Source organism: Chitinophaga nivalis (genome assembly GCF_025989125.1).
In the GTDB taxonomy this organism is placed as follows: domain Bacteria; phylum Bacteroidota; class Bacteroidia; order Chitinophagales; family Chitinophagaceae; genus Chitinophaga; species Chitinophaga nivalis.
The window spans coordinates 5,873,374-5,887,130 of record NZ_JAPDNR010000001.1; the positions used below are offsets into that span (position 1 = coordinate 5,873,374).

3 protein-coding genes are annotated in these 13,757 nt (G+C 47.7%); 1 reads left to right on the plus strand and 2 read right to left on the minus strand.

The annotated features are described in order from the left end of the window. Nucleotides 1-6 precede the first annotated feature (6 nt). Both OL444_RS22110 and OL444_RS22115 read right to left on the minus strand, forming a co-directional pair. Nucleotides 7-5,463, minus strand: coding sequence for a DUF6603 domain-containing protein (locus OL444_RS22110; protein ID WP_264729669.1), 5,457 nt, complete (start codon nucleotides 5,461-5,463; stop codon nucleotides 7-9). Nucleotides 5,464-5,474: 11 nt separating this feature from the next. Beyond that, nucleotides 5,475-8,282 carry a hypothetical protein gene (locus tag OL444_RS22115; RefSeq protein WP_264729668.1) on the minus strand — a complete coding sequence of 936 codons (2,808 nt, stop codon included), beginning with the start codon at nucleotides 8,280-8,282 and terminating at the stop codon, nucleotides 5,475-5,477. A 1,064-nt stretch (nucleotides 8,283-9,346) separates the two neighbouring features. On the opposite strand from OL444_RS22115, the gene OL444_RS22120 reads away from it, so the two are divergent. Then, the gene (locus tag OL444_RS22120) at nucleotides 9,347-13,756 is read left to right on the plus strand and encodes a hypothetical protein (RefSeq protein ID WP_264729667.1); all 4,410 of its coding nucleotides are present in this window, start codon (nucleotides 9,347-9,349) and stop codon (nucleotides 13,754-13,756) included. The last annotated feature ends 1 nt before the right edge of the window (nucleotide 13,757 follow it).

The window sequence follows — 13,757 nt, forward strand, 5'->3', positions numbered from 1 at the left end:
ATAGTTTTATTGTGTATCGGTTGGGTATTGTGGGATCTCACCGGTCTGACATAATACAGGCGGTGCCTTAAAATAAATTCCCGGTGCGGTCATGATGGTATTCATCTCCGTTATATCTGTTTCCCATGTAACACCGGTAACCTGGCCGAATAATGATAACAAACGATTCCTTTCACTGACAGCCTCCTTACTTACATAACTACTTTTGATGGTATCGAATACATCATAAGCATGATAGGCCTTTCCTGTTACCGCCATCTCCTGATTCCAGCTGAACAGGATTTCCGACAAGTCAAACAACCGGGAAAAATCCAGTTCCCGTACACTGGAAACCTGTGGCAGCAGCGGTGGGCGGATCGTTAAGCCGGTTAATACATTCTTTATCACTTTTGCGGTACCTGGCTGCTGATTATCCGTGGTTCGTACCTCGCTGCCCCAGAGCGCATCCGTAACCCCTTTGGCCATACAGGAAATGGTCATGGCCTGCGCTACGTGTGCTAAGCTCACGGTTACGCTCAGACTGAAAACAAGCTGGTCACCAGCACCCAATCCGCACGGCCGGATCCCTATTTCTTTTTCCCGCGCTGCATAGGTATTGTTTACCTCCACATTATTCCGGGTGATGGTCGTACCGGTACCTGACCGCATGGGGATGGTATCCGGTATTGCGGCGCCGTTGAACAACAAATCAGTAGCCGGAATAACGGCATCGACGGTGAGTTCCAGCTCATGTGGATTGATGATGGTATATTTTACCTGCCGGTTATCTGCAGGATCTTTTATTTGTTTGATAATGCCCCTGCTGATAACCGTATTGATGGGAGCCGGTGGCAGATAGGTACCTGCAAACTGGTTCCATTCCAACGGCACCGGCGCCGTTTTTTCCGAAGCACCGAAAGGTATCGTAAAGGAAAATATGGTCCAGTCCACATAGGCTTCTCCGGCAAAGGGAGGCCCCCAGATATGCAGTTCGGCGGCCATTTCCAGGCTGAAATGAATGCTGATAAATGCGATACTGATATGCGCATCTATCTTAACGCAAACGCCTATATCCAGGTAATACTGGAAAGGCGCCCAGGAGATGAGCATGTCTGCCCACACCGTCAGTGAGGCACTGAGTACGGGAATCTGGAAAAGGACTTCCATTCTGCCACCAGCCATAATAGCCGTTGGCGTAAGGGCATAATACATCTCTCCGGTAATGGAGAGCATACTACTGATGCGCCATACATAGCCCAGCCTGGGGACAGACGGATAGTGATCCGGTTTTTTAAACCGGGGATGATACCCACCGAGTGTGATCACAAAATCGCCTTCATGCTGTCCTGAAACCCAGGTATAACAGGCAAAGCCACCGGTTAAGATACAATCCCGGGAGAACAGGTAGGAATTAGGCGTAAGGATACCTTCCACCGCAATGACGGCACTGCCTGGCCCAAAATGAGCCAGCACCGCGAGTTCAATATATACAATCGGGGATGGGGAAATACTTTGTTCCGGCCACTTCAGCCGGGATAATCCCAATATGGCAAATTCGACATCATGTCCAAAATTCACCGTCAGCAATACAAAAGACTCTATGATCTTAAAAGAAGTAAACTTAATACCTGCCGCCAGCCAGTATTCACCGGTAGCAATGGCGATGGGCAGGTTACCTGCACTATCTGCTGTTTCAAGATCCCGGAGGATATCCAGGATGCCCTTTGAGGTATCAGGCTGCATCGCCATGGCCACCAACGGGAATTGATGCACTTCGTTTACTGCAGGAATATTTACCTTTCTGTTGTAACCAAATCCGACTGCAATGCCGGTGACGAAAAAGAAGCACGGACCACCGATATTACCTTCATACAATCCGTAAACAAACAGGGAGGCATCGTTACCTGTTTTAGCATAGGAGCCGATCCCTGTAATCATGCATTGCTGCATTTTTAGTATCACGCCCCCGTTATATACATCTACCGCTACATTGTTTACCTGTTGCGTGGTACGCGTAAATGCACCGCTGATCTCAACCGGGCCTTTTTCAAACGTTAATCCGATACCCGACAATTCAAAAGACAGGGAATCTATTTTTCCCTGAAACAGATCGCCGGGAAGAATACTTACGCCCATCCCTTCCAGTCCCAGTACCAACCCGCCTGCAGCCAGATCGGCCTCCAGGAGCAACGCTATTTTTTTACTGTTGTGCAGGTTGTAGGCGAAGCCTAACCGGTTTACCGTCAACGGTCCCATTTTCTGTCCGAACTGAAACCATTTTACCATCGGGCCTGTTTCTGCTGCTGCCGGTGCAGCGGCTATTGGTGCAGGGGTTGCCGGCACTGCCGCGTTCACGCCGCTGGATGGAAGCAACAGGCTGAAAGGTGGCTGACCGGGTAAATTGATGGCGCCCATCAGGTTCAATCCTTTACCTAATTTATTGGCGGCAGCCGGCAACACCAGTTTCGGGGTGGCGCCTGATGCAGCAGTACCGGTATTCATCTCCGGCAGGAAAAAATCGCCGGCGCCGGAAGTATATACGAATCCGGTACCATTCAGGCTCACCGCTTGCAGCTCACCGCCTACCAGCGGCAACTGGCCCAGGTCTGCCAGATCTGCCGTGATACCAAAAACATAACGGCTTTCCGGAAGCGTCTTCCCGGCGGCCTGGTGTTGAAAAAATATTTTTACGGCTTTATCATCCACCGTCACCAATGCTACTACATCTGTTTGCCGGGTACTGCCGTCATAGGTAATGAAGATATCCTGTATAATAATATCCGGAAGAAAACCAACCGGAATCAATGTTTTGTAGTCGGGACAGCTAAACTGCAACAGCTCATCGAGTACATCGGTAACGGATAAACGCAGATGATTGGTACCGCCACTGAATTGCTGATCGGATATTTTCATACCCGCTTCTGTGCTGCTGGTGGCGCTGGCACGCAGGTCGATCCGCACGCCTTTAATCGTAAAAACAAGTGATAACGCCAGTAAAGAAGAGGTCACATCCTGTGTCGATTCCAGGAGAAAATGCAGGCCGCTGTTTTTATCATCCGTGTCGGGAAGCCAGATAAAGTTACCGGCATAGCTGGCCGTATTTCCAGACTGTCTGACAGCCAGTTGTAAGGCTACCGTTTGCCCTTCTATCGTCAGGTCTCCCTCACCGGTATATTCGGTTATCCCGGTTACACTATCATAAGAAAAACTCATCCCTGAAAAAACCAGGTCTTCTAATATGCCGGGGAGTGCTGTTCCGTTGAAACCGAAAGCCACAGCCATGTCTGCCAGGCTGGTGCGGGTAACAATAACCGCCTTTATTTTTTGCGCATAAGACTGATCCGCCCCATGCGTCATACTGGTATCCAGTGAAATATCGGGCGTGCTGGCGCCGATCTTCATCGTACCTTTTATTTGGAAAGTATAATCCTGGTTGGCCGTATTGTACGTGATATACAACAGGGTAATGCTAATGCCGGAAAGGAATTCCGGTAATCTCACTCCGGTAAACTTTGCAAATAAATCAGCTGTTAATTTACCGGCGGGCAGTGTAGTATTTTCAGGAAGACCACCGGCAAAAATCCATCCGTCGTCCTTTTTTTCCATGCGCAGGAAAATATCTGCGCCGCCTATCTGCAGGTTTATCAGGCAATTTCCCGTTAGCACATGATCCGTAATATCCACCTGCGTAATCACCTTGTTGATGGACAAACACGGGAAATGCAAGACATTATCCAGTTCTGCAAACAATGAAAAAGTACCTGGCTGCACACTATATATCATCAGGAGACTTTCCACGGTAACATCACCCACAAACTGCTGCACCTGATCCATCAATGCCGTTGGCCGGGCCGCTGAAAAGGTGCCGATAATATTCCGCAGCAATGCACTGATCTCTAATTTTTCATCAGGTGCCAATCCACCCGAAATAACCCATCCGCTATCCTGGTAGTATTCACCGGAAACTGTTATATCCAGACTGAATAATTCCAGCCTGCCATATACGGTACATTCGGTGAGTTGTTTGCTGGCATAGCCGAAGGACATGTCCACTTCCTGTATGGCGAAAGCAGCGCCTCCCAGTTCCAGTTCCCAGTCGGACAACACGTCCAGCGAAACCTCCAGGCTGTTGCTGTTCACGGATGCTTCAAATTCAAAATCCGCAATCACCAGTCCTGCAGGAATTACCTCCTTTCCAATGATCTTATCTGTCAGCGCCCCGATGTCTAATGTTTGCCCCATGCGCAAAGCGCCGGAAATCAGGTAGTCTGCTTTCCCCGCTGTAAAAGTATCTACGATAGCCACATCAAAAAAGGAAGTACCTAATTCCCATGCTCCGTCTATGCGGACAGCTATTTCCCGTTCATCAGCATCAAAAGGCGCCCCTATCTGAAAGGTAAAATAAGGAGTAACCGTGATGACATCATCTATAAAAGCAATGGGTTTTTCTGTGGTCAACTGGAAGCCGATCTGTGTTACCTGCTTCTCTTCCAGCGCAATAACTGCCTGTAATATCGTAACGTACAAGCTCCCGGCATCAGCCAGCGCACCAGGCAGGAAGCCGGAGAGTGCCGTTCCCGCAAATTTGCCGGAGAAGGTATCCAGTGCGGCCATGGCAACATGTATATCCGTGATGGCAAAGCTTAGTTCCTTCCCTATTATATCAATATTAGCCGCGAGATCAGCAGTAGCTATCCCGAAATCCACGTGCCCGGACAAACCCACTGCAGGCAGGGAGATACCGGTCAAAGCCAGATTCAGGCTAATATGCAGCTGATACAGCGTGAAGTGGAAAGGACCCAGATTTTGGGTTACCTGCAAGGGGTAGATCAGCGATAAGCAGTTGGTATCACCGTCTATATTTCCTGTCACGTTAAAACTACCGGATAACGAGAGGAAGTTAAATACCGTTGCCAGTGCAGGAGCAGGCGTAACTGTCAAATTGCAGGCGGTTCCCTTGATGACGGCTTTCCAGGGCCTTAACGCTTCAAAGGCGGCAGGATAATGCATAAAATCCGCCACACTATCGGTAGAAGAAAAAAACAGGACCGGCGCCTGCTGATCGCTGAAACCAAATTCCAGCAGGGCTGTTTCATCTGTAGCCAGATTGTCTGTTGTTTCCCCCACCTGTTTAAAATGCCGGAACAATTCATCCGGCGAAAAGGTGGCCGGCAGGTGCAGGAACAATATCAGATTCCTTTCACGCACACCAGCGGTGGCATTATCAATATCGAAAAGCAGGATATCTGTGCTGATGTCTGCGCAGGAAAGTATGTTTTTAATGGTGCCTGATAAGTACAGGTAAGAAGCACCGTTTTCCACGACTACGCTGTTGGAAAGGACGCATGGATCAGGCGTAATTTCTTTTCCGAAACGACCGATAGCCAGCTGACCAACCAGGTTAGCGTCCAGTAGTATATCCTGTTTAGCGGCTATCTGCTGCACAATAGTAGAAAATGGGGTCAGGGTTGCGATATCAGACATACGATATTTTTTTACAGTGGAACACCGGGATAGAGGAACTGGAAAAATGCGCTGTAGAAAGCTTCTTTATTCAACAAATACACCATGGTTTTTGCAATGATATTAAACTGGTTAATATCAAAGAATTCACCCTGTCCTTCAAATACATAATCAAATACTTTCTCAAATTCTGCGTCAACCGTTGCGCGTGCAAAAATCTTGTACCGTACAAATCCCGCCACAGGTGCGTTTTTAACGGTCTTCAACATTTCTGCTTCTGTTTTTGCCTTGTCTTTGGGATCCAGATTGGTGTATGCTTTTTTAATAATCGATTTAAGCGTTGCACCCAGATAAGTTTTACCATTATCTTTTATTTCCATGGAGCCATCCGATAATAAATATGCTGTTGTTTTCAGCATAAAAAGGTTTCTGTTGGCGTTGCTATGTGTCGTAAATCTTTGTCCTGTTTCAATCGCCAGCTGTTCACTGTTACAGTCTTTGCTGCCGCTTACAAAATTGCCGACGCGCTCATCTCCGCCATCGCCATGCCCCAGTAAATGACACCACTCTTGCGTTATATTCGCTGGTTCATCGGTATCTCTGGCCATTTTAAGGACCCGCCAGGACTTAACGGCTTCCGTACTTTCTTTGATGACACTATTAAAAAAGGGTGTTGCACCGAGTGAGTTTTTGGCATTGGCGACCGGATATTTATAATAAGGCTGAATACTTGCCATCACCGCTCCCGCCGCCGCACGCATGGTTTTATTGGCTTTCAGATAATTGCCTTTATTTTTGATGGTATTGCTTGTCTTTTTGAAATTAACAAACTGGGCATATACGGCAGGTGTCTGGAGAGAGATGGGCAGATTTACATTGGTAAACCCATCTCCTTCTTTTTTGCTGATTTTATACGATTCCGGACGCCGCGGATCACCGGCGGTATACACTCCTTTTCTATAATAGAAAAACTGAAAATTACTGAGCCGGTTGGCGTTGATCACGTTACCTGCCCGGCCGGCAGCCGGCACATAAGGCAGGTTACACAGGTAATAGAACACAACACTATTCGGTACTCTCATGCAGACATACCGGTCAGCGGCAGTAGGCTTTAACGCCGGCGCCTTTCTTGCCAGCGAGTGATTAGCCAGGTTCAGGTTTTCCCGCTTTTCTATTCCCAGGAAGGCTGCCAGATCAAAATCGGTGAATGTAAAATTCACCCGTTTGAGTACCGCATTCGCTTCTGCAATAAGGTTATTGAGATTACCGGCAAAATACCATAGAAAACTATCTTCGGTCGGTTGTTCACATCTGCCGATAGAGCCGCCGGCGCCAGTCTCCAGCGGATTAATCAGGTGGCTTTCCAGCGTATCAGCAGTCTTATCATACACATAAAAAGGCTGATAGGTTCTTTGAAAATTAATAATCATCTCCCGGCCTCTCTTTCCCTGATGGGTACAGGCAGTAAACCGTGCCAGCATCCATTTTTTCAAGATCTCCCTATCTGCATCTGTACCTTTCTCCAGTTTTGTGTATATCATCTTATTATCTGCCCCAAACAATGTCGGCCAGGCAGGGGAATCAAAAGGCAGGATATTATAATCTCCGCTATACAGATAAATCTTATGCTGGGTGTTGTAAAACAAAATTCTATTATTCACCTGTTCATTGAGGGGGATGTCCAGGGTATTGCTCTGGCAATACATATAACCAGCGTCCCTTGCCCAATAAACAGCACTGCTCACATTGCCTACATAGGCACTCAGGCTGAAGAATCCGTACAGATAGAAGTTATGCGTGAGGGTGATATTTCCATTTGTATACGCACATGCGACACTGATATTGTCCAGTATTTTAGCTACCAGCCCATAAAGTACGCTGACATTAGTGTTTGTTGCCTCCCAGGTGAACGATACAAAGTTAGCCTGGGATATAGCAGCCAGTTTATCAAAGTAGGTAATGGAGTGAATGTAGTTTTTAAAATCCACGAGTGCCGGCAGGATTACATCACCTACATCCTTTAAAAAATAAAGTCCGGTGGTAGCAAATAAATCCGCCGGAATGGTACCGGCGCCCGCGGCCGGACATGCCAGCGCGATGAGTTTATTTTTTACTTCTGTCAGATTTTCCGGATAGTTTTTGAAATAACTTTCGTCTTCTTTCCTCGCTGCCAATCCTATTTTCACCCTTAGTTTATCAATACGTTCCTTATCGTCACGCCTGTTCTTTGCACGGCTGATCATTCTTTCCATCAGACAGGCGATGAAGTTGACTTTGAGGTTGGGATTAACATCTGCCGCGTTCAAAAAGGCCGGCAGGATGGGCCTGACAGCGTCTGTCTTCGTATTAAACATCGTAGCGAATCTGCCATCAGGTACATATAGTTGGGTCAGCTTCACCCCCACATCGATAATAGCAGCGGCATTGGGCAGTGGTAACTGCTTACCATCCAGGTATGCCAGCAAAGCTTCAAATCGTGCTCCTCCAAAAACCGAAGTGATCACAGTTTTCGTCTCCGGCTTTTTCAGGAAAACCAGAAACTGGTCCAGTACGATCTTTTTTGCTATCAGCCATTTCAGCGCTGCCTGGTCTGTCAGCGCGAAGGTTAATCCGGTATATGTTGCCTCTCCTGCAGCTTTCAGATCTGCTATTTCGGGGTCTATAAAGCTAAAATTGCCGGCATTTGTCAACAAAAAATTACAAACCCGGGCATACAATTCAAACGATGATTCAATAGGCTTATTATTTAAGAATGCTTCTAACAATGCCTTCGGATTTTTACCCGCTTTTAGATCGCTGGTAAAATCCATATCAACTTTGAAAGTCAGTTTACAGCTCATTTTGGTTTAATTATAATGAGGTAAGAAAAAGAGGAGGCGCGCATTTATACATCTTACCAGATGATAAATCCACTACGATGGATAGCTCCATTGGTTATTTTGATCTCACACGTCATGCCTTTTTACAGGCGATAATGCGTGTTTGAACCGTACCCCTTCCGATTGTTGCAGATTAATGTCTTAAAATTCACGATGACCTTCCTGCCGGAATCCTGTGCATGCAGCACCCTGGAAAAACAGACAGCTTAAAATGGAAAAGTTACTTTGCAGATACTTCATAGCTCATAGCAGGGGCGAATTTGTTTAAGAAGATGTAGAGATAAAAAATTGATTTCAACGGTATATCAGCCATCAACGCTTATTCTTCTATCATGACAGTGCATTCTCCGCGACTATACTGAGGGCTTGCTTTTGTCCCCGCAAGATATAAACAAAGCCTAAATATTTATCACGTAGGAATACTTTTTTTTCTTGCGTATAACTACGGTTGTATATAGCCTACCGCAACCGACAGCCTGTTTGACGATGTATGTAATGACCTATTACAGCGATGATTTTATTCATTTATGTCCTGTTATCACTGTCGGAAAATATACAGGAAGATGAAAACATTTTTACGTCCATCATAAAAACATTTACCTGGGAAGCACCTATTATCTGCATCGAAGCAATGACTGCAAACGCTGTTTTTTAATTACAGGTAGCAAAGCAGTAAAAGCGGCGTGATACGAACCAGCTATAAAAAAACGGTAACGAGATCAGGCCGTGTGCGAACAGCGCTTTCAAATTACCCTTCGCTAAATACAAGGTCCTGACACTTATTTCTCACAGCCAGAAAATGCCGTCGAAGTAAACAAAAGATATTATATAATGACAGGCGATGTCGCCACTTAAAACAGTCTTCCACAACCAATTAAAATACAGTCATATTTAAATGATAAATTTATATCATTTATCATTTAATATATATGTTTAATTTATATACACATCCAATTAATGTATATACCTTTGCAATCATTTCAATTACATAGCTAATAATTATTACATAATCCTGTATCTATAAAATGAGCGGAATACTACGTATCCTCGCACTGGCAGCGCTATTTCTGCTGACAGGCCGTGCTTTGCATGCACAGAACTGTACGATTAACGCAGGCGTTACTACGGCTGTCTGTCCTAATGATCAATTCCTACTCTCCGGATCCAGTAGTGGCCTGATAGCCGTTAATCCGGTGTGGACACAAATCAGTGGCCCGGCTGTTATTATCAAACAACCGGCGCAGCTGAAAACAGCAGTATCGGGTTATACCGCCGGCAATACTTATAAGTTCAGGCTTTCTGCAAAATGCACAGATGGTTCTCTCATCTATGACGAGGTAGTGTATACGACTCATCCTGCTACGCTGGCCAATGCAGGTGCAGATATCAGTATCTGCGCTCCCGGCAGTCAGCTCCATGCCAATACAGTGGGCGCCGGAGAAACCGGTACCTGGACCATTGAAGGCAATGCGAACGGCATCAGCTTTTCCCCTTCGCAACTTAACAATCCAAATCTCACGATTACCAGCAATCCGGAACAAGCCGGTACGGCCACCTTACGCTGGACGATTACCAGCAACAACTCCTGTCGCTCCTACGATGACATCGTCATCACCCATCCGGGTGGTGTGATGCCCGTTACAGCCGGCACCGATCAGGTGCTCAGCCACTGTTATACCACTACACAAAGCACGCAACTACACGCCTCTTTTGGCGGCAACAATACGAACGGACAACAAGGTACCTGGTCTGTATTGAGCGGGCCTACTGTTCCGGCATTCAGCAATATACATGACAATCATGCCACGGTTTCCAACCTCAGTACCGGCACCTATAAATTACGCTGGACAGTACAGGGCCCCTGTGCCAATGGGGTTGCCGATGTAGTACTGACAGTTCCCACCGGCACACAATCTGTTACGGTGGCAAAGGATGGTAACGCCACTTTCTGTGATGGCCGCAGTTCTACCATCATTACCGGCCTTTCACCGGCATATGCTGGTGAAACCATCACCTGGAGCCGGGAATCAGGCACCGGTGATATCGTATCTCCTCATACTCCTGCTACAGAAATCAGTAATCTTACCGGTGTCAAAAGTGTTTTCAGTTACACTATCAGCAATCCTGTTACCGGTTGTCAGACTACGGGGAAGTATACCATCAATTATACGGCGCCTCCCACTATCACGGCGCCCTCTCCGGTACTGGCGCCATGTGATGCCACCCTGGTCACCATCCAATACAACTACACGGGTGGCGACAAAACACAGTGGGCATTGATCAGCGCTCCTGCCGGTGTAAGTACAACGGATTTCGCAGATGCCGGTCAGCCTTTGTTGCTGCCACCCTATACCGTTCCCGGCACCTACCTGGTGCGCCTGAAAAGAACCACCAACAATGGCTTTGGCGGATGTCAGGATCAGTATGCAGATGTATATGTGCAGATTGCCCAATCTCCTACTGCTGCCAATGCCGGTACCAGACAGGTATTAGCTTGTAAGATTACAGAAACCCATCTCGCCGGAAATACACCGGTCATCGGTACAGGTACCTGGTCACAGATAAGCGGCCCCAATACGGCCAGGATTGCGGATAAAAAAGATCCTACCACCCTGATCGATGGTTTGATCAACGGCACCTATACTTTCCGGTGGATCATCAGTGGTGGTAAAGGTTGTCCTAATCAACAGGCAGATGTACAGGTAGTCGTATCAGATATCAATCCAACTGCTGCAGCTGCGGGACCCGATGTCACCATCTGTAACGCCAGTCCTTATAAATTACAGGGCAACAAACCTACCTTAAATGAAAATGGTGTATGGACAGTTACGCCCAACGCAGGCGTCGTCTTCTCAGACCCTACTGATCCACAGGCCACAGTAGACGGGCTGGCTCCCAATATTAGCTATACCTTCACCTGGACCATCAAAAATTCCTGCGGACAGGATGCTGCCCAGGTACGGGTTACTACTTCTGCTACTGCAGGTCCCAAACAGGCAAATGCAGGCCCTGACCAGTGTTTACCTACCGGCACTGCCGGCCTCTCCCTGGCAGGTAATGCGCCTACTAACGGTGAAACAGGCAAATGGTCGCTGATAACCGGCAACAGCATTACCTTTACCAATCCCAATGCTAATAACACAGGTGTTACCGGCGCCACCGACGGTAGTTATCAATTACAATGGCGGCTCAGTAAAAATGGCTGTCCGGATACCTACGACACAGTTTTATATACCATCTCAGCGCCTGCTACCACTGCAGCCGCTGGCAATAATCAACAACTTTGCGATGCTAAAACCATTGCCCTCAATGGGAATACACCCGCTATTGGCAGCGGCTACTGGACGCAGCAACAGGGCCCCGGCGGTATTACAATAGTAGCGCCGGCATCACCGGCAACCGCTGTCAATAACCTGGCAGATGGTCGTTATATCTTCCGCTGGACCATTAGTAATGGTGCCTGTGCAGCTAATTTCAGTGACGTCACATTTGATATTACTTCACCACCTACCATCGCCAATGCAGGTCCTGATCAAATCGTCTGTGGCGTAAACACTGCTGCACTGGCAGGTAATACGATTACTACCGGCACTGGCACCTGGAGCGTTATCAGCGGACCATCCAATCCTAAATTCGCTAATCCTGCCGCTCCTGCCACCACTGTTTCCGAACTGAAAACAGGTGTTTATAAGCTGCTATGGACCGCCAACAGCGGCCCGGATTGCCCAGTGAGTACCGACGAAGTTGTATTGACGGTAAGAGAAAAAGCAAAAGTGCAGACACTCACCCAACAGCTATGTAATGCTACTTCCGCGGTAGTCAGTGCCAATGAAGGCAGTATCGGATCCTGGACACAAACAGGTGGTCCGGCAGGAACTATTATTGCGGCCAATTCCGGCAACTCCGCTGTTATCACGAATATGATTCCTGGTAATACCTATCAGTTTACCTATACGATTGCCGCCGTTCCGGGTTGTGCAAGTTCCAGCGCCGCCACCACTGTTATTACCAGTGCGCTGCCTTCTCCGGCTGATGCAGGTGCGGACCAGCAATTCTGTTTACCTGAGGGTCAAACAAATGTGACGGCCACCCTCGCAGCCAGCGCACCTGCCAGCGGCGTAGGTACGTGGACGTTAGCCACCAAGCCGGCAGGTGTACCAGACCCTGTTATTAAAAATCCGTCGCTGCTAAATACGCAGGTGGAGCAGCTGCAGCCGGGCATCTATGTTTTCAGCTGGACCGTTTCCAATGGCCACTGTACCAGCAACACAGACATTATGCGCATCGTTGTATCTGCAACACCATCAGATCCGCTACCAGGTGCAGATCAGACCAATGCCTGTATCAACAATATCCTGCTCAATGCTACCACGCCCACATCCGGCATTGGTACCTGGAGCTTTGAAACTGTTCCTAACGGCAACACCGCCATTATTGAAGGCATCAACTCCCCTTCCACCAAAGTATTGGGTACCCAGGTAGGACAGTACACCTTCCGCTGGACTGTCAGCAATGGTGTATGCGCCTCCAAGTCGGCCCTGATAAATGTAAACGTTACTTCTACTCCTCCTAACCCCGCTGTAGCTAATGTCGATAATCTCGTAGCCGGTGAACATTGTATAGGCAGCGGAACAGGTACAAATATTAAGTTAAATGCGAACGCACCACAGGGTATTGAAACCGGCAAGTGGACCATCACCTATGCAGATGGCAGCCCTGTTGCTTTATCCTTTACAGATAATGATCCGACCACTACGGTCGCTAATGTTGGACCAGGCGCTTATCTGTTGCGTTGGGCCATTACCTCCGGCAGTTGTGCCAGTATCAGCGATTTGCCGATAACAGTATATGCGTCTCCGACGCCTGCCGATGCAGGTGTTTCCCGCGATATCTGTCTTTATTCCCCACTCACTTTAGCCGCTCAACCACCTGCAGTGGGCACCGGGAAATGGTCTATCCTCGCTACACCAGGTACAGCACCTGCCTTCGATAACGACCAGGATCCTGTTACCAGCGTAACAGGACTCGCTGTGGGCGCCTATAAATTCAGATGGACGACCAGCCATGGTATTTGCCCTGTCAGCACGGCGGATGTAACTGTTAATGTAGACGACTGTGGTATCAAAGTGGTAAAAACAGCCAGCATACCCGTACAGCAAGCAGATGGTTCCTATGATGTAACCTTCACCTTCAAACTCTCCAATCCGGGTAGTCTTGTTACCATCAATAATGTGCTGCTGACAGATTATATACCTGCAGGCCTGCCGGCAAATGCTACCTATACGGTGCTAAACCATAGTATCTCCGGCATTGGGGGTTACAACAATTCCTTCGACGGAAAGAATGATACAAACGTACTCCTGGCAAATACCGCCTCGCTGGCTGCTGGAACTACTGCAACCATTACGATTACCATTAATGTAAAATTTTTCTAGC